Annotated in this window: 18 protein-coding genes, 3 tRNA genes and 1 pseudogene; 12 read left to right on the top strand and 10 right to left on the bottom strand. The window is 71.2% G+C overall.

The features are described from left to right. Positions 1–184: 184 nt before the first annotated feature. Both ligD (JCO01S_RS07195) and JCO01S_RS07190 read left to right on the top strand, forming a co-directional pair. Positions 185–1,240 carry a non-homologous end-joining DNA ligase gene (ligD, locus tag JCO01S_RS07195; RefSeq protein WP_245634356.1) on the top strand — a complete coding sequence of 352 codons (1,056 nt, stop codon included), beginning with the start codon at positions 185–187 and terminating at the stop codon, positions 1,238–1,240. 309 nt (positions 1,241–1,549) lie between these two features. Beyond that, on the top strand, positions 1,550–1,975 hold the full coding sequence (locus JCO01S_RS07190; protein WP_068252987.1) for a hypothetical protein: 426 nt from the start codon (positions 1,550–1,552) through the stop codon (positions 1,973–1,975). Between the two features lie 39 nt (positions 1,976–2,014). On the opposite strand, the gene JCO01S_RS07185 is transcribed toward JCO01S_RS07190, so the two are convergent. Then, positions 2,015–3,040: an ATP-dependent DNA ligase gene (locus JCO01S_RS07185; protein ID WP_068252984.1), complete on the bottom strand. Its 1,026-nt coding sequence runs from the start codon at positions 3,038–3,040 to the stop codon at positions 2,015–2,017. Positions 3,041–3,119: 79 nt separating this feature from the next. Between JCO01S_RS07185 and JCO01S_RS07180 the strand changes: the two genes are divergently transcribed. After that, a complete protein-coding gene (locus JCO01S_RS07180; RefSeq protein WP_245634355.1) occupies positions 3,120–4,289 on the top strand; it encodes an alpha/beta hydrolase family protein in 1,170 nt (389 codons plus the stop codon). A gap of 4 nt (positions 4,290–4,293) precedes the next feature. On the opposite strand, the gene JCO01S_RS07175 is transcribed toward JCO01S_RS07180, so the two are convergent. Then, positions 4,294–4,968 (bottom strand): dihydrofolate reductase family protein, encoded by a 675-nt coding sequence (locus JCO01S_RS07175; protein WP_068252982.1) that lies wholly within the window; start codon positions 4,966–4,968, stop codon positions 4,294–4,296. A 37-nt stretch (positions 4,969–5,005) separates the two neighbouring features. After that, the gene (locus tag JCO01S_RS07170; RefSeq protein ID WP_068252979.1) at positions 5,006–6,679 is read right to left on the bottom strand and encodes an acyl-CoA dehydrogenase family protein; all 1,674 of its coding nucleotides are present in this window, start codon (positions 6,677–6,679) and stop codon (positions 5,006–5,008) included. Between the two features lie 150 nt (positions 6,680–6,829). Here JCO01S_RS07170 and JCO01S_RS07165 point away from each other — a divergent pair. The 4 genes and pseudogenes from JCO01S_RS07165 to JCO01S_RS16220 all read left to right on the top strand — a co-directional run bounded on the left by JCO01S_RS07165 (position 6,830) and on the right by JCO01S_RS16220 (position 7,867). Continuing rightward, positions 6,830–6,902 (top strand) — tRNA-Gly (locus tag JCO01S_RS07165). Between the two features lie 22 nt (positions 6,903–6,924). After that, positions 6,925–6,995: transfer RNA gene (locus JCO01S_RS07160), tRNA-Cys, on the top strand. Positions 6,996–7,017: 22 nt separating this feature from the next. Further along, positions 7,018–7,092: transfer RNA gene (locus JCO01S_RS07155), tRNA-Val, on the top strand. 93 nt (positions 7,093–7,185) lie between these two features. After that, positions 7,186–7,867 (top strand): annotated as a pseudogene (locus JCO01S_RS16220) (Rossmann-fold NAD(P)-binding domain-containing protein). A gap of 104 nt (positions 7,868–7,971) precedes the next feature. Here JCO01S_RS16220 and JCO01S_RS07140 read toward each other — a convergent pair. Beyond that, complete coding sequence (locus JCO01S_RS07140) at positions 7,972–9,018, bottom strand: baeRF2 domain-containing protein (RefSeq protein ID WP_068252970.1); 1,047 nt, start codon at positions 9,016–9,018, stop codon at positions 7,972–7,974. A gap of 4 nt (positions 9,019–9,022) precedes the next feature. After that, positions 9,023–10,405 carry an NAD-dependent succinate-semialdehyde dehydrogenase gene (locus tag JCO01S_RS07135; RefSeq protein ID WP_068252967.1) on the bottom strand — a complete coding sequence of 461 codons (1,383 nt, stop codon included), beginning with the start codon at positions 10,403–10,405 and terminating at the stop codon, positions 9,023–9,025. Positions 10,406–10,542: 137 nt separating this feature from the next. Between JCO01S_RS07135 and JCO01S_RS07130 the strand changes: the two genes are divergently transcribed. Then, entirely contained in the window at positions 10,543–12,786 is a 2,244-nt protein-coding gene (locus tag JCO01S_RS07130) for a catalase (protein ID WP_068252964.1), read from the top strand. 151 nt (positions 12,787–12,937) lie between these two features. Here the strand turns inward: JCO01S_RS07130 and JCO01S_RS07125 are convergent, their stop codons facing one another. From JCO01S_RS07125 to JCO01S_RS07115, 3 genes are read right to left on the bottom strand one after another with little or no spacing between them, the layout of a single operon-like run. Next, on the bottom strand, positions 12,938–14,161 hold the full coding sequence (locus tag JCO01S_RS07125; protein WP_068252961.1) for a glycosyltransferase: 1,224 nt from the start codon (positions 14,159–14,161) through the stop codon (positions 12,938–12,940). A 58-nt stretch (positions 14,162–14,219) separates the two neighbouring features. Beyond that, positions 14,220–16,604 (bottom strand): phosphoketolase family protein, encoded by a 2,385-nt coding sequence (locus JCO01S_RS07120; protein WP_068252958.1) that lies wholly within the window; start codon positions 16,602–16,604, stop codon positions 14,220–14,222. 40 nt (positions 16,605–16,644) lie between these two features. Next, the gene (locus JCO01S_RS07115; RefSeq protein WP_157074513.1) at positions 16,645–16,959 is read right to left on the bottom strand and encodes a PRC-barrel domain-containing protein; all 315 of its coding nucleotides are present in this window, start codon (positions 16,957–16,959) and stop codon (positions 16,645–16,647) included. Positions 16,960–17,247: 288 nt separating this feature from the next. Here JCO01S_RS07115 and JCO01S_RS07110 point away from each other — a divergent pair, with 288 nt between their 5' ends. Further along, positions 17,248–18,069 carry a sigma-70 family RNA polymerase sigma factor gene (locus JCO01S_RS07110; protein WP_068252950.1) on the top strand — a complete coding sequence of 274 codons (822 nt, stop codon included), beginning with the start codon at positions 17,248–17,250 and terminating at the stop codon, positions 18,067–18,069. A 39-nt stretch (positions 18,070–18,108) separates the two neighbouring features. Here the strand turns inward: JCO01S_RS07110 and JCO01S_RS07105 are convergent, their stop codons facing one another. Then, positions 18,109–18,333: a DUF2795 domain-containing protein gene (locus tag JCO01S_RS07105; protein ID WP_068252947.1), complete on the bottom strand. Its 225-nt coding sequence runs from the start codon at positions 18,331–18,333 to the stop codon at positions 18,109–18,111. Continuing rightward, complete coding sequence (locus JCO01S_RS07100) at positions 18,330–19,445, bottom strand: acetate/propionate family kinase (RefSeq protein ID WP_218002243.1); 1,116 nt, start codon at positions 19,443–19,445, stop codon at positions 18,330–18,332. Before JCO01S_RS07100 ends, JCO01S_RS07105 begins: the two co-directional genes overlap by 4 nt. 297 nt (positions 19,446–19,742) lie before the next feature. Here JCO01S_RS07100 and JCO01S_RS07095 point away from each other — a divergent pair, with 297 nt between their 5' ends. From JCO01S_RS07095 to ligD (JCO01S_RS07085), 3 genes are read left to right on the top strand one after another with little or no spacing between them, the layout of a single operon-like run. Continuing rightward, positions 19,743–20,105, top strand: a complete 363-nt coding sequence (locus JCO01S_RS07095; RefSeq protein WP_068252941.1) for a DNA polymerase ligase N-terminal domain-containing protein — start codon at positions 19,743–19,745, stop codon at positions 20,103–20,105. After that, positions 20,102–21,106 (top strand): non-homologous end-joining DNA ligase, encoded by a 1,005-nt coding sequence (gene ligD / locus JCO01S_RS07090; protein WP_068252938.1) that lies wholly within the window; start codon positions 20,102–20,104, stop codon positions 21,104–21,106. Before JCO01S_RS07095 ends, ligD (JCO01S_RS07090) begins: the two co-directional genes overlap by 4 nt. Then, entirely contained in the window at positions 21,103–22,017 is a 915-nt protein-coding gene (ligD, locus tag JCO01S_RS07085; protein ID WP_068252935.1) for a non-homologous end-joining DNA ligase, read from the top strand. Before ligD (JCO01S_RS07090) ends, ligD (JCO01S_RS07085) begins: the two co-directional genes overlap by 4 nt. The last annotated feature ends 46 nt before the right edge of the window (positions 22,018–22,063 follow it).

The following is a 22,063-nucleotide window of genomic DNA, read 5'->3' as shown; positions in this document are numbered from 1 at the left end:
TCCCTTTCCCTCAATCAGCGGCTCGAAACAAGCCGGATTCAGACAAAACAGTGTTGAGTTGACAAGTCGGCAGCCCGGAAAGGGCGCCGCAACTGGTCTATCTATCATGCACACCCGGTTCCTGCCCTCGGCAAGGGGGTGCGGCCCGCACAGCTCTGCGGCTACGCTCGCGACTGTGGCGGGCGTGCAGCAGCTTCGGATCCCCGGCCCCGACGGGCAGGAGCGAAGCGTGCGCCTGTCCAGCCCCGATCGTGTGATGTGGCCGGCCACCGACGCCGGACCCGCGGTGACCAAGCGCGACCTCGCGGACTACGTGCTCGCGATCGGTGGACAGCTGCTCGCCGCGGTGGGAGATCGGCCGGTGACGCTGCAGCGGTTCCGCGAGGGCATCACCGGCGAGGAGTTCTACTCCAAGAACCCGCCCAAGGGCGCACCGGAGTGGGCCCGCACCACGATGTGCACCTACCCGAGCGGGCGGCGCCACCCGCAGCTGGTGATCGACGAGATCGCGACGGCGGTGTGGTGCGTGCAGATGTCGACGACCACGTGGCACCCGTGGCCGGTGCGCTCCGGGGACAACGACCATCCCGACGAGCTGCGGATCGACCTGGACCCCCAGCCCGGTCGCGACTTCGCCGACGTCGTGGAGGCCGCCCGCGGTCTCAAGGAGGTGATGGAGGGGATCGGGCTGACTCCCTTCGTCAAGACCTCCGGCAGCCGTGGACTGCACGTGTACTCCCGCATCGCGCCGACACGGGAGTTCCTCGACGTGCGGCACGGGGTCATCGGGATCGCCCGTGAGCTCGAGCGACGGCTGCCGGACCTCGTGACCACCGCGTGGTGGAAGGAGGAGCGCGGCCGACGGATCTTCGTCGACTTCAACCAGGCCAACCGCGACCGCACCATCGCCTCCGCCTGGAGCCCGCGCGCGCTGCCCGGCGCCCCGGTCTCGATGCCCGTCGCCTGGTCCGAGCTGGACGGCCTGGCGCCGGGGGAGTGGACGGTGCACTCCGCGCCGGAGCGGGCGAAGGGGGCGAATCCCTGGGCAGACATGGACGCCACCGCCGGTGATGTGGATGCCGCGATCGCGTTGTGGGACACCGATGTGCGCGAGCGTGGCCTCGGCGAGCTGAACTTCCCCCCGGACCACCCGAAGATGCCCGGCGAGCCGCCCCGGGTGCAGCCGAGCAAGAAGGTCGCCGGCAACTGGGACGCCGACGGCAACCGGGTCGAGCCGTAGCGAGCCGCCGTCACAGCAACAGTGCGATAACTGTCACGAAGACCACGCGGAACGTTCGGACCGAGCCTCGTGACGTGGTGATAAATCTTTCATCACCGATCACAAACGCCACGGAGGTAACACACGCTCATGAGCAGTGCAGGATGGTTTCCCCAGCCGGATGGGTAGGAACGCTACTACGACGGGGAGCAGTGGACCGATGACTATCGGCCCGCCCAGCAGGGGACCCAGCCCCCGCCGCCGGCCTACGGGCAGACGCCCCCGCCGCCGCAGAAGAAGGGCTTTCCCTGGAAGTGGGTCGTCATCGTCGTGGCCATCGTGCTGCTCGTGTGCTGCGGTGGCTTCGCTGCCTGCACCGCCGGCGTGATCGGGACGGCGGACGAGGTCAGCAAGTCGATGGACTCGGACGCATCCAAGTCAGGCGGTGTCGACAACCCGATGACCATCACCGAGGGGGAGGCCTTCGAGGTCGACGGCTTCAAGTACGCGGCAGGCTGGAAGGTCACGAGGGAGTTCGGCAGCGCGGCCATCACTGGCCTGAAGGTGACCAACGACCGGGATTCGCGCGACAGCCTGTGGGCGGACGTCAAGCTCAAGAAGGGCTCGGAGGTCCTGGCCACCCTGGACTGCATGACTGACGAGATCCAGCCGGGGGAGACGGTGACCGTGGACTGCACATCCGCTGACAAGCTCCCCGACGACTACGACAAGATCACCATCAACGACTCGTTCTGATCGAGGGGGGCAGCTTCTCATCGCGCCCGGGCCGGGTCCTCAGTTCGCGAGGACCCGGCCCAGGTCGTAGGCCTTCGCCCGGTCGATCTGCTCGAGGGTGCACGACTCCGGGTCCCGGTCGGGGCGCCAGCGCAGGAACTGCACGGTGTGCCGGAAGCGGTGCCCCTCCAGCTGGTCGAAGGCGACCTCGACGACGCGTTCGGGTCGCAGCGGGACGTAGCTGACGTCCTTGCTCGAGGAGAAGCGCGACCGGTCGGTCTCCGCGTGCTCGACCTCGCCGTGGGCATCCCTGCGCACCAACGGCTCCAGCTCCTCGACGAGCTCGAGCCGGCGCTTCGCGGTGAAGGCGGCGATCCCGCCGACATTGAAGAGCCTCCCCTCGTGGTACAGCCCGAGGAGCAGCGAGCCGACGCCCTGCCCGGACTTGTGCACGCGGTACCCGGTGACGACGGCCTCCGCGGTCCGCTTGTGCTTGATCTTGAGCATCGTGCGCTTGCCGGGGGTGTAGGGGGACTCCAGCGCCTTGGCGACGACACCGTCCAGGCCCGCCCCCTCGAAGCGGGTGAACCACTCCCGGGCCTCGGCGGGATCCCGGGTCACCCTCGTCAGGTGCAGCGGGGCTCCCTTCGCGATGTCGGCGAAGACGGCCTCCAATCGCTCCCGACGTCGGGCGAAGGGGGCCGCCACCAGCTCCTCACCGTCGACGGCCAGCAGGTCGAAGGCGATGATCTCGGCGGGTGTCTCCGCGGAGAGCTTCGTGATGCGGGACTCCGCGGGGTGGATCCGCTGCCCGAGGGCCTCCCACTCCAGACGCTCCGCCCCGGGATCACCGCCGCGCACGACGATCTCCCCGTCCAGGACGACGCGCTCCGGCAGGTGCTCCCGGCACGCCCGGACCACCTCGGGGAAGTACCGGGTGAGCGGCTTCTTCCCGCGGCTGGTGAGCTCGACGTCCGCACCGTCCTTGACCACGATGCAGCGGAAGCCGTCCCACTTCGGCTCGTAGGCGTAGCCGCCCTCGACCGCGTCCGCCTCCGGGACGGACGTGACGGCCTTGGCGAGCATCGGGCTGATGACGGGTGCTGGGCTCGGTGTCACTCGTCACATTCTGCCCGCGCCGCAACGGATTTGAGAGAATCGGTAGGTGATCATCAGCAAGGGCGCCCGCCGTGTCGCGATCTATGCGGCCGTTGCCCTCGCCTCGGCACTGGCCGGGGCGGGGTCGGTCTGGGTGGGGTCGGCAGCCTATTTCGCCCGCCGGGTGCTCACCCCGGAGCCCTCGCGGCCCGACGACGCCGTCGTGCACGTGGTGCACTCCGACAGCGTCACCCTCTCCGCCACCCCCGACACCACCGTGCCCGGCCGGTACGGCCTCTGGCTGGACGGCGGTAGCGGGCACGCCCGCACCGGTGGGGTGCTCGCGGTGGACCACCGGCGCGGGCGGGTGCGGCGGGAGCTGCTCGGGGTCGACTCGGGCCACCTGGTGCCGGGCCCGGCGCGCTTCAACGGCTACTACTGGGGCCAGGACCCGCGACGGGACCTCGGGCTGGCGACGGAGGACGTCACCGTCCCCGCGGTCCTCGGCCCGATGCCCGCGTGGATCGTCCCGAGCGAGCACGGCGACGGCAGCCGGTGGGCGGTGCTGGTCCACGGCCGGGGAGCCCGCCGCATCGAGACGCTGCGCGCGATACCCGCCCTGCACGCGGAGGGCCTGACCTGTCTCGTGCCGAGCTACCGCAACGACGGGGAGGCCCCGCTCGGGCCGGACGGGCGCTACAACCTCGGGCTGTCCGAGTGGCGCGACATCGAGGACGCCGTGCGGATGGCGCTCGCCCGCGGCGCCAAGGAGGTCGTCCTCGTCGGCTGGTCGATGGGCGGGGCGATCGTCCTGCAGTTCCTCGACCGTTCGCCGCTGTCGAGGGTGGTCTCCCGGGCGGTGCTCGACGGGCCGGTCGTGGACTGGGGGGACGTGCTCCGGCACCACGCGATGCTGCACCGGGTGCCCTCGCCGGTCGCCTACCTCTCGACCTCCCTCATGGGCAAGCACTGGGCGAGGTACCTCGTCGGCGTCTCCGAGAGTGTCGACGTGGCACGCACGAACTGGGTCCAGCGGGCCGAGGAGCTGGACCACCGGCTGCTGCTCATCCACTCCCGTGACGACGAGTTCGTCCCCGTGGGGCCGAGCGAGGCCCTGGCCGTGGCCCGGCCGGACCTGGTGACCTTCGAGCCCTGGTCGCTGGCGCGGCACTGCAAGGAGTGGAACGTCGACCCGCGGCGCTGGGAACGCGTCGTGCGGGACTTCGTGGCGCAGTGAGCCGTCACCGCTCGATGCGCCACAGCCCGAGCAGGGTGCCGCACTCCTCGAGGAGGTGACGGCAGCTCAGCTCGACCTCGACGTCCGAGCCCTCGAGGATCCGTGGGTGGTCCACCCGCGTGCCACCCACCAGTCGCGGGGTCCAGGACAGGGCCAGCTCGTCCACGAGATCGGCGGCGATCAGCTCCCCGGCCAGGTGGGGGCCCCCTTCGCTGAGGACGTGCGGTCCGAAGGTCTGCCGCGCCCGCTCCACGACGGCCCCCAGGTCGACGCTCTCCTGCCCGCAGATCCACGTGGTGGGGCTCTCCTGCGCGCCGGAGGCGTGACTGGTGGCCAGGACCACCCTGTCGGAGTCCCGGATCGAAGGGGGCAGCTCCGGGCGGTGGGAGACGACGACCACCGGCGTGCGCGAAGGACCGTACTGCTCGGCGCGCACGGTGCCCGCACCGATGAGGATGACGTCGGCTGCCCGGCGCATCGCGGCGAAGCCACGGTGGTCGGCTGTGGAGTTGATGGTTCCGGAGCGCCCGTCGGGGCCGGTGGCGGCCCCGTCGAGCGTGGCGACGAAGTTCAGCCGGAGTATCCGCTCCCTGGTGTACAGGCGGTCCAGGTCGGTCTCGGTCACCTGCTCGGCGGTGGTGAGGTCGGCGAGGTCCGGGGTGGTGATGAGGGCGCGCATGGGGCGAGTGTGCCGCACCGGCGAGGCTGCGCGACCCCTAGAGCGACACGCCCGCCCGCTCGATGGCGACGCCGGCGGCCCCGGCCACGTCGGTGGGGTCCAGGGTCCCGAAGGTCTCACCGTGACCGCCCCCGAGCCGTGAGGCGACGAAGGCCTCGGCCATCGGGGCGGGGGAGTGCAGCACCATGAGGGAGGCCTGCAGCGTCAGCGCCAGGCGCTCGACGAGCCGCCTGGCTCCGACCGCGAGCTCGGTGGCGTCCGCGCCGGCGAGCCCGGCCACGTCACGCTCCAGCTCGTCGAGGGCACGATCCAGCTCGGTCAGCTGACCGCGGGCCTCGCCGGTCACCTTCAGCAGCGCCATGAGCGAGCCCGGCTCCTTGCCGATGGCGCGCAGCACGTCGAGGGCGTTGACATTGCCAGAGCCCTCCCAGATCGAGTTCAGCGGCGCCTGTCGGTACAGCAGCGCCATGCCGTGCTCCTCGACGTATCCGTTGCCACCGAGGCACTCCAGCGCCTCCGCGACGACGGGGGCGGTGCGCTTGCACACCCAGTACTTGCAGACGGCGACGCCCAACCGGGTCAGCTCGGTGTCCCCTTCGTCGAGGGCGTGCGCCATGCGCAGCCCGAGGAGCGTTGCGGCCTCGGACTCGAGGGCGAGGTCGGTGAGGACGTTGCGCATCAGCGGCTGGTCGACCAGCTCGGCGCCGAAGGCGCGGCGGTGCCGGGTGTGGTGGACCGCGCGTGTCAGCGCGGCCCGCATCGTCGCGGCCGAACCGAGGATGCAGTCCAGCCGCGTGCTGGCCACCATCTCGATGATCGTGCGCACCCCGCGGCCCTCCTCGCCGACGAGGGCGCCCCAGGTGCCGTCGAACTCGACCTCCGAGGAGGCGTTGGACCGGTCACCGAGCTTGTCCTTCAACCGCTGCAGGGCGAAGGGGTTCCGTGTCCCGTCCTCGAGGACGCGGGGGACGAGGAAGCAGCTGGGCGCCGCGCCCTCGGCCGTCCCGGCCAGAACGAGGAAGACGTCGCTCATCGGCGCGGAGCAGAACCACTTGTGCCCCGTCAGCCGGTAGGTCTCACCGGTGAGCGGGCCTCCGGGGGTGAGGACGGCGCGGGTGGAGCCCGCCCGCACGTCCGAGCCGCCCTGCTTCTCGGTCATCCCCATCCCGGCGATGGCGCCGGCCTTCGTGCTCGCCTCGCGCAGGCCGAAGTCGTAGGTCCGGGAGGCGAGCAGCGGCTCCCAACGGGCCGCCAGCTCGGGGGAGTGGCGCAGGACGGGCACCGCGGCGTTGGTCATCGTGATCGGGCAGATGTGCCCGGGCTCGACCTGGCTCCACGTGATGAGGCCGGCTGCCCGGCGCAGGTGGCCGGCACCCCCTTCGGGCCCGACCCAGGGGGTGCCGGTGAGGCCGGTGCCGGTGGCCGTGCTCATCAGCTCGTGCCAGGCGGGGTCGAAGTCCACCTCGTCGATCCGGTGGCCCCACCGGTCATGGGTGATCAGGCGCGGGGTGTTGCGTTGGGCCCGCTCTGCCCACTCCGCGGCGCGCGCGGACCCGGCCAGCCGGCCGAGGTCCCCGAGCTCCGTGCCGGCCTCCTCACGGTGCTCCTGCGGGACCCAGCGGGCGATCCCCTCGACGAGCACCGGATCGCTGCCGTAGGTGTCGTGGTCGACGAAGGGAGGGGGCTGGTTGGTGACCTCGTGCGTGGGCATGCCGGCAGCCTACGAGGGGGCTCGGGCCCGCCGGAAGGGCGCCGGAGGCGTGCCCGCGGGCTCCGTCGCACCCCGGGTTTGGAATCTGGGGGACGTGTGGGCTACTGTCTCTCCGCACGCACAAAGAAGCACCGCTTCGAGAGCGTGGATGCGGATGTAGCTCAGTTGGTAGAGCGCAACCTTGCCAAGGTTGAGGTCGCCGGTTCGAACCCGGTCATCCGCTCGGAAGGTTCACCGCCTTCAATGGTGGAGTGGCCGAGAGGCGAGGCAACGGCCTGCAAAGCCGTCTACACGGGTTCAAATCCCGTCTCCACCTCGAGCCGGAATCTGTACACCTCGGGCGATTGGCGCAGCGGTAGCGCGCTTCCTTGACACGGAAGAGGTCACTGGTTCGAACCCAGTATCGCCCACCAGCACGAAAAGGCCCCTGACCTGCGGAAACGCACGGTCAGGGGCCTTTGTCACGTGCCGGCACCCCGTCACGTACCAGCCTCGGCAACGATCGGATGCCCTTCCCGCTGGCCACGGTCATCGGTGGCTACGGCGTGGCCCAGGCAGCTGTGGCGTACGCGCGCTCCTCCGGCTGGAGCCTGTCAGCGACCACTGCTGCGATCCAGGGGATCGGCACGATCGGCGGCGCCACGGCGATGTACGCGCACCAGGCCGGAATCTCGGTCGTGGCGCTGGCTGATGCGTCCGGCACGGTGTACGACCCTGATGGCCTCGATGTCCCGGCCCTGCTGGCGTTGCGTGACTCCCACGACGAGATCGACCGGTCCCGAGTACCGGACCATGTCGAGCAGCTGCCCTCCGAGCGGGTCCTGACTCTGGGTGTCGACCTCCTCATCCCGGCGGCGTATTCCTACGCCATCACAGAGGAGATCGCGGCGCAGATCACTGCTCACGCCGTGATCGAACTCCCCGACCACGCCCGAGGCCGAGGAGCGGCTGGCTGCTCGCAGCATCCCGGTGATCCCCGACTTCATCGCCAACGCAGGAGCCGCCGCGTGGACGTGGTGGGTCCTGCAAGGCTCCGTCGGCGCCGACGCCGACGACTCGTTCTCCCGGCTCCGGGAGCACATGCAGGGCAAGGTCGAGTACCTGCTGAGCAAGTGGACCAACGACCGGGTGCCCCCACGGCAGAGCGCCCGGCACCTGGCGGTGGAGAACTACATCGCCTTGGGGTGAGCCGGGGGCCGCCCCCATGGGCGGGAAGCCCAAGCACGAAGGGGGCCCTGACCTGCGCAAACGCAAGGTCAGGGGCCGTTGTCAGGTGCCGGGTACGAGACTGATCAGCCGCCCCGGGCCGTCTCGTCCGGCGCCTCGAAGCGCAGCACGGCGGCCACCCCGTCGGAGACCGGACCGGCGAGGGTCTCGGCGTCGGCGTCGATCCGGGCACAGGCCGCGAGGATCACGGACTCGTTCTCCGGGGCCGGCCCGGTGCCGAAGAAGACGGTGTCGACCGCGCCGAGGTTCGCGGCGTGCCCGACCGCTCGCGGGCCCTCGGCGACGCGGTCCCGGGCCCTGGCCTCCTCGAACCTGTCCCGGTGCCGTCTGTCCCGGTCGTCGGCGACCCCGCTGGCGATGTCGCGCAGGCTCCCGGTGAGCACCTCCTCGGCACGGTCGTCACCGGTCCCGCCACTCTCGGTCTCGTGGCAGATGTCGGCCAGCGCGCTGGGCAGCTCGTCACGTACCGCGGTCCGGCCCTGGACCTCGCCCGCCAGGACGAGGGCGTCCGGCTGCCACTGCTTGGCGACGGACTCCAGGTGCTCCGCCACGCCGCGTGCGTTCTGCTGGACGGTGTCAGCGGCCCGACGCTGGATCTGCTTGTGGGAGAGGGACTGTCCGCGCGGCTTGTGCACCGACTCCACCGTGTCGGGGTCCACGGTCTCGTCGGGGCCCACGGGGTGTTCACGGTCCTCGACCGCGATCTCGCGGCGGACCACGGCTCCCTCCTGGTCGACGATCGCCACGAGGAGGCGGACCGACCGGGCCCGCTCCCTGACGTAGGGCCCCAGCCGTGGCTGACCTGCGAGGTGGGCAGCGTCACCGGCGCCGACGGCCGCGTCCCACGGCTCGTCGAGCAGCACGCCGTCGCGGGCGGCCACGAGGACCCGGCCGTCGGCTTGGACCTCGCCGATGTCCTCGACGAGCACGGCCTCGTCGAGGGCCGTGAGGAGGCCCTCGTCGGCGCCGGCCCCGTCGAGCCCCCGGCGAAGCGCGTCCCAGCGCAGGCGCACCTGCTTCTCCGCGTCCTCGCCGGGGGAGCGCGCCTCGAGGTAGACCGTCGCCAGGGGCCCCTCGGCGTCGTATGTCGCACGGATGCTCTGCAGCTTCACGTCCTCATCCCTTCTGTGCGGCGACCCGCACCAGCTTGCGGTTGACGAACTCGTTCATCCCGTCCTCGGCGAGCTCACGTCCGTAGCCGGAACGCTTCACCCCGCCGAAGGGCAGCCCCGGCAGGGTGGTCCCGTGCTCGTTGACGTAGGCCATCCCCACCTCGAGTCGGGTGGCCACGGCGGCTGCCTGCTCCGGGTCGTCGCTCCAGACCGAGCCCGACAGGCCGAATCCGGAGTCGTTGGCCGCCTGCACGGCCTCATCCACGTCACGCATCCGGTGGACCATCGCCACCGGACCGAAGAGCTCCTCGGACCAGGCGCGCATGTCCGCGGTGATGCCGGTCAGGACCGTCGGGGCGTAGAAGTACCCGTCGCCGTCCAGGGGCTCACCGCCGGTGTGGACCTTCGCGCCCTTGTCGATCGCGTCCCGCACCTGCTCGTCGATGTCGTCACGGGCCTGGGCGGAGGACATCGGACCCACCGTGGTCGACTCATCGGTCGGGTCGCCCACGGTGGCCGCCTCCACCTCTCGGGTCAGCGCCTCGACGAACTCGTCGTGGATCGCGTCGGCGACGTACATCCGCTTGGGGGAGTTGCACGCCTGCCCGGCGTTGGAGAGCCGGGCCCTGGCGGCGATCTTCGCCATGCCGTCCACGTCCTGGGTGTCGAGGACGAGCATCGGGTCCGAGCCACCGAGCTCCAGGACCGACTTGGTCAGGTTCCGCCCGGCCGCCTCGGCGACCGACGCCCCGGCCCCCTCGCTACCGGTGAGGGAGACCCCCTGCACGCGCGGATCGGCGATGATGTCGGGCGCGAGGCGGCTCGAGACGTAGAGGTTGGTGTAGGCGCCGTCGGGGAGCCCGGCGTCGCGGAGCGCCTCCTCCATCAGCGCCGCGGACCCGGCGCAGATGCTCGCGTGCTTGAGCAGGATCGTGTTGCCCAGCATCAGGTTCGGCGCGACGAAGCGGGCCACCTGGTAGTAGGGGTAGTTCCACGGCATGATCCCCAGCAGGACACCCACGGGGTCCTTGCGCACGACGCTGCGGCGTGCCCCCTGGGCGTCGAGGTGCTCCTCCTCGAGGAGGTCCGGACCGTTGTCGGCGTACCAGCGGTAGATGGCCCCGGCGAGGCCCACCTCCTCCTTCGCCTGCTTGATCGGTTTGCCCATCTCGACCGCGATCGCCCGGGCGAGCTCGGCGGCGCGCTCGTCGTAGATGTCGGCGGTCCGGCGCAGCACCGCCGCGCGGTCCTGCGCGGATGTGGTCCGCCAGGACCGGAACGCCTCGTCGGCGCGGTCGATGGCGGCGGTCACGCCCCCTTCGTCGATCTCGTCGAAGGTGCGCTCGATCGTGCCGGTCGTCGGGTTCTCGGTGCGGTAGTCGGCCATTGCCTGCTCTCCCTCGGTCGGGTACGGATCGCTCTTCCCGCCCCGTACCCGCGGACTCGCTGCCCATGCCCGGTGGGTGCATGTGTGTCCGGCACGGGGGTAGCCACACATGGGCCCACCCCATCGAGGAGGCAGCGATGAGCGCTGACGAGCAGTCGCCCCATGACGAGATCACGATCCCCGGCGCGCCCAGCCGGGTGTCCCCGTCCCGGGAGGAGCCGACCCACCCGGTCGATCCGGTCCCGCCGGCACCGGACGAGCAGCCGGCAGCGGCCGTCTCGCCCACCGGGCGGCCCAGCGGCGAAGAGGAGGACCGTCACCAGAGCGGGGCGTGGCTGACGACCGCCCAGGGCGCGCGGGTGCGGGACACCGACCACTCGCTCAAGGCGGGGGAGCGGGGGCCGGTGCTGCTCCAGGACCACCATCTGCGGGAGAAGGTGATGCACTTCGACCACGAGCGGATCCCGGAGCGTGTCGTCCACGCCCGCGGTGCGGGCGCACACGGCACCTTCACCGCGTACGGCACGGCCGCAGGGGTGTGCCGGGCCGCCTTCCTGGGCGAAGGGGAGCAGACGCCGGTCTTCGTCCGCTTCTCCACCGTCGTCGGGTCGCGGGGCTCCGCGGACGTGGTGCGCGACACCCGCGGCTTCGCGACGAAGTTCTACACCAGTGAGGGTGTCTTCGATCTGGTGGGCAACAACTTCCCGGTGTTCTTCATCCAGGACGCGATCAAGTTCCCCGACGTCGTCCACGCGGCCAAGCCGCACCCGGACCGCGAGATCCCGCAGGCACAGAGCGCGCACGACACCTTCTGGGACTTCGTGTCCCTGCACACCGAGGCACAGCACCACACGATCTGGCAGATGTCGGACCGGGCGATCCCGCGCTCGTTCCGGATGATGGAGGGCTTCGGGGTGCACACCTTCCGGCTCGTCAACGAGGCGGGCGAGACCAGCCTGGTGAAGTTCCACTGGAAGCCGAGGCTGGGGGTGCACTCGGTGGTCTGGGACGAGGCGCAGCTCATCAACGGTGCGGACCCCGACTTCCACCGCCGCGACCTGGCCGATGCGATCGAGGCGGGGGCCTACCCGGAGTGGGAGCTCGGGATCCAGGTGATGCCCGACAGTGAGGACCAGACCTTCGAGGGGATCGACCTGCTGGACCCGACGAAGATCGTCCCCGAGGAGATCGTCCCGGTGCAGCCGATCGGCCGGATGCGTCTCGAGGCCAACCCTGCCAACTACTTCGACGAGACCGAGCAGGTGGCCTTCCACCCGGGCCACCTCGTGCCCGGGATCGACGTGACCGACGACCCGCTGCTCCAGGGACGGCTCTTCTCCTACCTGGACACCCAGATCTCCCGGCTGGGCGGGCCGAACTTCCCTCAGATCCCGATCAACCGTCCGCACGCACCGGTCAACGACATGCTGCGCGACGGCGCGCACCAGAGCGCCGACCACGCCGGTGTCGCTCCCTACCGTCCCAACTCCCTCGACGGTGGGTGCCCCTTCACGGCGGGAGGGGACGTGTCCGCGCTCATCGACGTCCCGCAGGCCGTCGCCGGGCCCAAGACCCGCGAGGCCGCGGCGTCCTTCGACGACCACTTCAGTCAACCACGCCTCTTCTGGCGGAGCCTGAGCGCCGTGGAGCAGGATCACGTCGTCGCCGCGTACACCTTCGAGCTGGGGCGCTGCTACGAGCAGGCCATCCGCGAGCGGCAGCTGGAGGTGCTCGCCCGGATCGACACCACCCTGGCCACCCGCGTCGCCGAGGGGCTGGGGCTTCCGGCCCCCGTCGGGGAGGAGGTCGAGACCCCCTTCGACACCAGCCCCGCGCTCTCCCAGGTCGGTGGGCACTGGCCGGTGGACGGCCGGGTCCTCGGGATCGTCGTCGACGAGGAGGCCGATCTGGCGCAGGTGGAGCGGGTCCGCCGGGCCACCGACGAGGCGGACATGGTCCCGCTCGTCATCGCCCCGACCGGTGGGGTGCTCAGGCCGGACGACGGCACGCCGATCCCCGTCCAGCGGACCCTGCTGACGGCCCGCTCGGTCGAGGTCGACGCGCTGCTCGTCCTCGGCGCACCACGGGGCAGTGCCGACCCCCTGGCCGGGACGGACGCCCGGGCGATGGACCCGACGGCAGCCTCGTCCGGCGCGGCGGTCGACCCGCGCCTGCAGCTGCTCGTGCAGGAGGCCTTCCGGCACGGCAAGGCGCTGGCAGCGAGCGGACACGGCGTCGAGGTCCTGGAGGTGACCGGCTCGGCCGGAGCCGTGGGCGTCACCCGCGGTGAGGATCCGGTGGCGCTCGCCCGGGAGCTCATCGACCTGCTGGAGACCCACCGGGCGTGGGCCCGGTTCGGGGACGGGCGCCCCGATGAGTGACTCCGCCGGCCCGGAGCCCGCGGACGTGCGGGGCGGATGACCCGTGCCCCACGCCGGCCAGCCGGACCCGCGACGTTTCCGTGCCGATGAACCGGAGCGTCGCCGTCGTCATGGTTCTCCTCCGATGGTGCGGAACGGGCTCTCGCCGGGCCTACCCGGGCGTCGGAGGCGCATGCGCCTCGGCGTGCCCACCACCGGGGCGCGAAGGGGGCGAAGGGAGGCGTGCCGACACCGGTCGGGGAGACCTGATCTCCTCGAGAGCCTGCTCCGTGGATCGGGTGACGACCCGCCAGTCGTGGTGTGCGACGGCCCGGACGCGGCCTGCGTGCCCCATACGGCGCCCGATCCGCGGCTGGTCCAGCAGGTCCCGAAGTGCCCCGGTGAGCGCAGGCACGTCCCCGGGCGGGACCAACCGGCCGGTCACCCCGTCGACGACCGAGTCCAGCAGGCCGTCCACGGCGGCACCGACCACTGGTCGTCCGCAAGCCGCGGCCTCGAGCGGTGCGGTCTCGAAGGTCTCGGGCCCCGGGAGGGGCAGCACGACGTCCGCGGAGCGGTAGAGGCCCGGCATGTCCTCGTGCGGTAGGGACCCGACCAGGCGCACCCGAGAGCCGACCCCCAGCTCCTCGGCGAGGACGGACCCGACCGGGCCACCGGCGATGACCAGCTCGACGTCCTCCGGCAGCTGCGCGAGCGCCCGGATCGGGATGCCGCAGCCCACCAGCCCGTGCCCGACGAGCAGCACCCGTCGGCGCGGCGACCGTGGGCGAGGTCCCGGGGTGAAGCGAGCGATGTCGACGCCGCCGGGGACGATGGTCATGCGGGTGCCGTCGACACCCATGTGCCGCAACTCCTCCACCTCGTTCCTGCACGTGGCGATGATGAGGTCGACCTCCTGTGCCACCGCGTGTTCGAGCCGCTGTCGCCCGGGAGGGCTGGTGTCGGCCGTTCCCCGCAGTCGACGCTGCACGCTCCCGAGCGCGTGGAAGGTCTGTGCCACCGGGACCCGCCGTCGACGACCGGCACGCAGTGCCGCCAGCCCGGACGTCCAGAAGTGGGCGTGGACCACGTCCGGGTCGCCCCGGCGGCGCCAGCGCTCCTCCACCCGGTCGCCGAAGTCGTCCATGAGGCCCGGCAGGTCGCCGTTCGCGACCGGCCCGGGCCCTCCCACCGGGACGTGGACCACGGTGACGCCCGGTACGGGCTCGACCGGGGCGTCCCGAGCGCCGTCCCGCCGGGTGAGGACCTCGACGGTGTGTCCTCGGCGGGCCAGTCCTCGTGCCAGCGCCTCCACGTGCACGTTCTGCCCGTCGGCCTCGACGCGCGCCGGTCCGGCGAAGGGGTTCGCGTGCTCCGCGATCACGGCGATCTTCATGATGACGGGGAGGTACCCCGGAGAGCTCCTTCCACCCGTCGTTCTGCAGGGGCCGGGGCTACTCCCCGGGTCGGGTCCGCTGGTCGCTGCTCCAGGCCCAGTCGCGAACCGCCGGGATGTCGTCGCCGTGCACCCGTGTCCAGGCGCGCGCCTCGCTCCTGGCGTCCAGCATGTCCTGCCGCACGAGGGCAGCCCGCGGGCCGAGTCCGGGCACCCGGTCGATGACGTCGATGACCAGCTGGTAACGGTCGAGCTCGTTCATCATCACCATGTCGAAGGGGGTCGTCGTCGTCCCCTCCTCGCGGAACCCGTGCACGTGCAGGTTCGCGTGGTTGGCCCGGCGGTACGTCAGACGGTGGATCAGGGACGGGTAGCCGTGGTAGGCGAAGACCACCGGCCGGTCCCGCGTGAAGACCGCGTCGAAGTCCCGTGCGTTCAGCCCGTGGGGGTGCTGGTCCTCGTCCATCAGCCGCATCAGGTCCACGACGTTGACGAAGCGCACGGCCAGCTCGGGCAGGTGGCGACGCAGCAGGTCGGCCGCCGCGAGTGCCTCGAGCGTGGGCACGTCGCCGGCGCAGGCGAGCACGACGTCCGGGTCGCCGTCGTCGGTCGAGGCCCACTCCCAGATACCCAGGCCGCGAGTGCAGTGCAGCGCGGCCCGGTCGGCATCGAGCCAGTCGAACTGCGGTTGTTTGCCGGCCACGACGACGTTGACGTGGTGTCGGCTGGAGAGGCAGTGGGCCATCGTCGCCAGCAGGGTGTTGGTGTCCGGAGGCAGGTACACCCGGACGAACTCGGGCTTCTTGTTGACGACGTGGTCGATGAAGCCCGGGTCCTGGTGGGAGAAGCCGTTGTGGTCCTGGCGCCACACGTGCGAGGTCAGCAGGTAGTTCAGCGAGGAGAGGGGCGGGCGCCAGTCCAGCTGGGCGGAGACCTTCAACCACTTGGCGTACTGGTTGACCATCGAGTCCACGATGTGCGCGAAGGCCTCGTAGCAGGAGAAGAGCCCGTGCCGGCCGCTGAGCAGGTAGCCCTCCAGCCAGCCCTGGCACAGGTGCTCGGAGAGGACCTCCATGACCCGGCCCTGTGGGGCCAGGTGCTCGTCGACCGGCAGGATCTGCTCGGCGAAGACCTTGTCGGTCACCTCGTAGACGCCGTCCAGCCGGTTGGAAGCGGTCTCGTCGGGGCCGAAGAGCCGGAAGTCGTCCGGGTTGGCACGGATCACCTCTGTCAGCAGGTCGCCCAGCACCTTCGTCGCCTCGTGGGCGGAGGCACCCGGCGTCGGGACGTCGACCGAGAAGCGACGCGGGTCCGGCACCTGCAACGGGCGGCGGAGCAGCCCACCGTTGGCGTGGGGGTTGGCGCTGGTGCGACGGTCCCCCCTCGGGGCGAGGGCGCGGATCCGCTCGACGACCCGTCCGTGCTCGTTGAAGAGGGAGCCCGGGTCGTAGGAGGACAACCAGTCCTGGAGCAGGGCCAGCTGCTCGGGATCGTCCCGGACGCCGGTCAGCGGCACCTGGTGCGCCCGCCACGTGCCCTCCACGGGCAGACCGTGGGCGGACTCCGGACCGGTCCACCCCTTCGGGGTCGCCAGGAGCACCAGGGGCCACGACGGGCGCTCCCCGGCCCCGGCGCCACCTCGTGCGGCCTCCTGGATCTCCCGGATACGGGTGTGCGCCTCGTCCATGGCGGCGGCCATCTGCTGGTGCACCTCCGCCGGGTCCTCGCCCTGGACGGTGAGCACGTGGTGCCCGTGCGCGCGCAGCAGCGCGACCAGACTCTCCCTGGGCATGCGCCCCGGGACCGTGGGGCCCGCGATCTTGTAGCCGTTCAGGTGCAGCACCGGCAGGACGGCTCCGTCGTGGACGGGGTCGACGAACGCGGTCGACTGCCAGGAGCCGGCCAGCGGGCCGGTCTCGAACTCGCCGTCGCCGACGACGGCGACCACGAGCAGGTCCGGGTTGTCCATCGCCGCGCCGTGGGCGTGGGACAGGACGTAGCCGAGCTCTCCCCCTTCGTGCATCGACCCCGGCACGTCGGCGGCCGCGTGACTCGGGATGCCGCCGGGGAAGGAGAACTGGCGCATGAGCTCACGCAGTCCGTCCTCGTCCTGACCCATCTGCGGGTACACCTCGGACCACCGGCCGTCGAGGTAGGCCTCCGCCACTTCGGCCGGTCCTCCGTGGCCCGGGCCGGCGAGCATGATCGCATCCACGTCCCGCTCGCGGATGAGCCGGTTGAGGTGGGTGTGCACGAGGTTCAGGCCGGGCGCGGTGCCCCAGTGCCCCAGCAGCCGGGGCTTGACGTCCTCGGGCGTCAGGTCACGGCGCAGCAGCGGGTTGTCCAGCAGGTAGATCTGGCCGGCCGAGAGGTAGTTGGCCGCCCGGAACCACGCGTCGAGGTCGCCGGCCTCGCGCTCGGACAGGGGAGTGGTGGCAGTCATGCCTCTTCTCTTCCCCGGCGCCGGCGAACTCACACCCCGGTCAGCCGTGCCAGTACCGGTAGAGGGCCAGCTCGTCCGCCGACGTCATGGGCTGCCTCGGTCGCACGCGGGGGGATGCCACGAGGTGGGGCCTGGACGTCGCCACACGCAGGTCGTCGCCGAGGTCACGCAGCATGGCGACGGGAACGGCTCGGTGGTGGCGCAGGTGCGGACCTCGAAGCCGCACGACCACCCACTCGGCGGTGGCGCTGTCGGAGTCGAGCAGGACGTCGTCGACAGTGCCGACCACGCGGTCGTCGCGGCAGAGCACGCGGCAGGCCAACCACGTCTCGGGTGCGGTCCGGTCACCTCGCACGTCCCTCACTCCGTCCGTGTCGGCACCCGGGCACGTCTCACCCTCGCGAGTGCTCATTGCGCATCTACCTCCCAGAGCGGGTGTTGATGCATCGTGTGGCGGAAGAGTTCCAGACATTACTGGACAGTTACCCGGGAGCGTGGTCCCGGAATCGTGCGTGCGCCCGAGGCACGGATCACGTTGAACGATCACCGATGGTTGCGAGGGAGCGTGAGAGGTGGTTCGGTGGTCACCACGACGTCGGCTCGAGACCGCGGCTGATATTGGAACCTCGTACGAGGAGTATCCATGACCAGTGTCGTCCGTGATCAGACCAGCGACCACCGTGAGCGCGATCGTCACGCCGCGCTCGAGCTCGGGCGGGCCTGCCAAGAGACCGACCCCACCCGCGCGGCGCGCATCCGCGAGGAGGTCGTGATCGCCAACCGCGGGCTCGCGATCGGACTCGCGAGGCGCTTCGGGGGACGAGGCATCGAGCGCGACGACCTCGTCCAGGTGGCGATGCTCGGGCTCGTCCAGGCGGCCCGACGGTACCGTCCCGATCGAGGGCACGGCTTCAGTGCCTTCGCCGCGCCCACCATCATCGGCGAGCTGAAGCGGTACTTCCGTGACCACGGGTGGGCCGTCCGCCCGCCCCGTGGCCTGCAGGAGCTGCACCACGACGTGCGCGACACGGCGGCCCGGATGGAGCAGGAAAACCAACGGAAGCCCACCGAGGCCGAGGTGGCAGCAGAGATGGACCTCTCGGTCGAGCAGGTGCGTACTGCCGGGCTCGTCGGGGACCAGTACCGCTCCAGCTCCCTCGACACCCCTGCCCGGGAGTCCTCCGAGCAGCCGCTGATCGAGACGATCGCCGCGGAGGAAGAGGACCCGAATGACAAGACCGTCACGCTGGTCTCGCTGCGGGAGGCGATGGGAACGCTGGACACCCGGGAGCAGCGGGTGCTGCGTCTGCGCTTCGTCAAGGACCTCACCCAGCGCGAGATCGGTGAGCGGATCGGGGTCAGCCAGATGCAGGTCTCGCGGATCCTGACCTCGGTGTACGCGCGCCTGCGCACGAGGATCGAGGGCGAGGACGCGACCGCGGGCAGCGGGAGCCCCCGAGGCTGAACGGCCGGGCACGATCGGCGGCGGTGGCGCACGCAGGCCTCACCGCCGCCGATCGTCGTGCAGTGCCGTGATGAGTGACTCCAGGTCGTCGTAGCGGCCGTCGTGGGGCAGGTGGGAGAGCAGTCGGAGCAGCCGGACCGGCGCGTGCTCCCGCACCAGGCGCGCCTGCAGGTCGTCCGTCCCGCCGGGGAAGCAGCCGTCGTCGAGGCGGCTGCACGGCTCGCCTTCGTCGGCGGAGAGCCCGCCCACCCCGTCGTGGATCATCGGGCCGCCCCGCCGCCTTCACGGCTCGTCCCCTCGAGGGCACGGCCGTGCCGGGCCACCTCGACGTCCTCGTGCGTGCTGACGACGAGGGCCCCGACGTCACCCGGGTGGGCGCTGAGCACCCCATCGCCCCTGCACCGGTCGTTGCGGTCCTCGTCGATGTGGACCCCCACCCACGAGAGGGCCCGTGCGACCCGTGAACGCACCAGCGGCGAGTGCTCACCGACCCCGCCGGTGAACACGATCGCGTCGGTTCCACGCGTCGCGGCCATCATGCCGACGGCCTCCTTGGCGAGACGGTGGACGTAGACATCCAGGGCGAACGTGGCCTGCTCGTCGGCGGCCTCGGCGGCGCGGACCACCGTCTCCATGTCTCCGGTGCCGGCCAGTGCCAGCAGGCCGGACTCCTGCTCCAACGCCTCCTGGACCTCCGCGGCCCCCATGCCGTGGTGGCGCTGCAACCAGAGGATCATGCCCGGGTCCACCGTCCCGGACCGGGAGGACATGACCAGCCCCTCCAGTGGGGTCAGGCCCATCGTCGTGTCGATGCTGCGCCCTCCGTCGACCGAGCACAGCGAGGCGCCGGATCCCAGATGGCAGGTGACCACCCGGAGGCCCCTGGGGTCGCGGTCGAGCAACTCGGCGGCACGGCGGGCCGTGTACGCGTGCGAGAGCCCGTGCGCGCCGTACCGTCGCACCGGCCACTCCTGCGGCACCGCATAGATCCTGCTGACCGCCGGGAGGCCGGCGTGGAAGGAGGTGTCGAATGCCGCGAAGGCGGGGCTGTCGGGGTAGGCCCTGGCCGCTGCGTCGATACCGGCGCACGAGCGGGGCTGGTGCAGCGGGGCGAAGGGCGCCAGCTCGGCCAGGTCGGCCCGGACGCGGTCGTCGATCCACGCCGGGCCGGTGAAGCGGGAGCCCCCGTGGACGACCCGGTGACCGATGACGTCGTGGTCCCAGTCCGGCAGGTCCAGGCCCGCGTAGTCGCCGTCCCAGTCCTCGATCGTCTCCGCCTGGACGATGGTGTCGTCGGGGTCGACGAGCGAGACCTTCAGGCTCGACGACCCGGCGTTGAGGACCAGGGTCCGCCGTCCCCCCTTCGTGGGTCGCACCAGAGCACCTCCCATGGTTTCGTGCGCCACCTCCCGCAACGCGCTGCCGTGGTACCCGCCGCCCCTGCGGTCATGCGCCGTCGACGCCTGCTGCAGGTGCGGACGGGTGCCGGTTGAAGTGCCGACGGACGGGTACCGACGAGAGGAGACCGGAGAAGCCAACTGGAAGCTGAGGCGTGAGCTGATGAGCGAAGAGCGTCCGCTGCGGGAGTACCGGCGCAAGCGTGACTTCCGGGAGACACCGGAACCACGGGAGACGACCGGTCGACCCGGCAGGGCACCCGTGTTCGTCGTGCGGTGCCGACCGAGGACCACCCCTTGGACTACGGCGACTTCGAGGGCACCATCCCGCAGGGTGAGTACGGGGCCGGCAGCGTGATCGTGTGGGACACGGGCAGCTACCGGAACCTCACCGAGAAGGACGGACACGAGGTCCCGGTGGCGGACGCGGTGGAGCAGGGCCACGTGACCGTGTGGCTGGAGGGCGAGAAGCTCACCGGCGGGTATGCCCTCACCAGGGTCGGCCGGGGCGAGCGGTGGCTGCTGGTCAAGCAGCGTGATCACGAGGCGGACGCGCGCCGCAATCCCGTCAGCACCGAGCAGCTGTCGGTGACGTCCGGACGTGGCCTCGACGAGGTGGCGCGGGAAGGCCAAGCATGACGGACCTGTCGGAGCTGCTGTCGACCGAGGACCTCGAGCACGTGCGCCCCCGGTCCCACCCGAGTTGGGTCCAGCCCACTCTCGCCACGCTGACCCATGACCACTTCTCCGACCCCGCGTGGCTCTACGAGCGCAAGCTCGACGGCGAGCGCTGCCTTGCCTTCCGCGACGGCGACTCGGTCCGCTTCCTGACCCGCAACCGCAAGGACGTCTCGGACACGTATCCGGAGCTCGTGGACGCGCTGGCGGCTCAGGACGTGGCGGACGTCGTCCTCGACGGCGAGGTGGTCGCCTTCGAGGGGCGGCAGACCAGTTTCGCCCGGCTGCAGGGCCGACTCCAGCTCAGCGACCCGAAACGGGCCCGAGCCAGCGGGATCGAGGTCTTCTACTACGTGTTCGACCTGCTGCACCGTGACGGGTACGACCTCACCGGTCTGGGCCTGCGCACCCGAAAGAACGTGTTGCGGCACACCCTTCGCTTCACCGACCCGCTCCGATTCTCGGTCCACCGGGTCGAGCACGGGGAGGCGATGTACCGGGAGGCCTGTCGCAAGGGCTGGGAGGGAGCCATCGCCAAGCGTGGTGACGGCTCCTATCACCACGGCCGTTCGACGGACTGGCTGAAGTTCAAGTGCGTACGCGACCAGGAGCTGGTGATCGGTGGATACACGGAGCCGCAGGGGAGCCGGCACGGTCTGGGCGCGCTGCTCGTCGGGTACCACGACCACGGCGGCCTGCGCTATGCCTGCAAGGTGGGAACCGGGTTCACCGCGAAGGTGCTCGCACAGCTGCACGACGAGTTGAGCCGTATCTCCACCGACGCCTCCCCGTTCACCGATGCCCAGGACGTGCCGCGTCGCGGCGTGCACTGGGTCCGGCCCCGGACCGTCGCCCAGATCGGGTTCACCGAGTGGACCGAGGCAGGCCGCCTGCGCCATCCGCGCTACCAGGGGCTGCGACGGGACAAGGACGCACGTGACGTCGTGCGGGAGCAGACATGAGCAGCCGTCTCGGACGCCGGGTGGGCGGGCGCACCGTCGAGGTCTCGAGGCCGGAGAAGGTCCTCTTCCCCGCGGACGGCCTGACCAAGGCGGATCTGGTCGACTACTCCATCGCCGTCGGCGAGACGATGCTCCCGCACGTCCGGGGCAGACCGGTGGCCATGCGGCGCTTCCCCGACGGGATCGGCGAAGGGGGCTTCTTCGAGAAGAAGGCCCCGGAACACTTCCCGGACTGGATCGATCGGGTGCAGGTGCAGACGCGGGAGGGGAGCCAACGACACGTCGTGTGCAACGAGGAGGCGACGCTGGCCTACCTCGCCGACCAGGCGTGCGTGGAACCGCACGTCTGGCTCTCGCGGGAGGACGACCTCGACCATCCGGACCAGCTGATCATCGACCTGGACCCGTCGGTGGAGGACCTGCGGCGACTGCGTGCTGCGACCCGGGCGGTGGGGAACCGGCTCGAGAACCTGGGCCTGACCCCCTTCGTCAAGACCACGGGGTCACGGGGCTACCACGTACACGTCCAACTCGACCGTGGCGAGGACTTCGACACCGTCCGGGAGTTCGCGAGATCGCTTGCGGAGACACTGGCCGATGAGGACCCGGATCTCATGACGACGAAGCAGCGCAAGGACGAGCGTGGCGACCGGGTGTTCCTGGACTACCTGCGCAACGCATACGGCCAGAACGCGATCCCGGCCTACGGGGTCCGGGCCCGTCCGGGAGCCCCCGTGGCGACGCCCGTCGACTGGTCCGAGGTCGGGCAGGTCGCGCCTGACGGGTACGACATGACGTCCGTCCTCCGGCGCCTGTCGCAGAAGGCGGACCCGTGGCAGGGCATCGCCGGCCACGCGTGCTCGCTCGACGCGGCTCGCCGGAACCTCGCGCGCGGCAGAGGCGGCGAGTGACGGCGGTCGGCCTTCTCCACCCCAGCGGTGGCCAGCCTCCTGCGCG

It is taken from the genome of Janibacter corallicola NBRC 107790 (genome assembly GCF_001570965.1).
Taxonomy (GTDB): domain Bacteria; phylum Actinomycetota; class Actinomycetes; order Actinomycetales; family Dermatophilaceae; genus Janibacter; species Janibacter corallicola.
The sequence above is the reverse complement of the archived record's forward strand: the minus strand, read 5'-3'. Positions and strand labels throughout refer to the sequence as shown.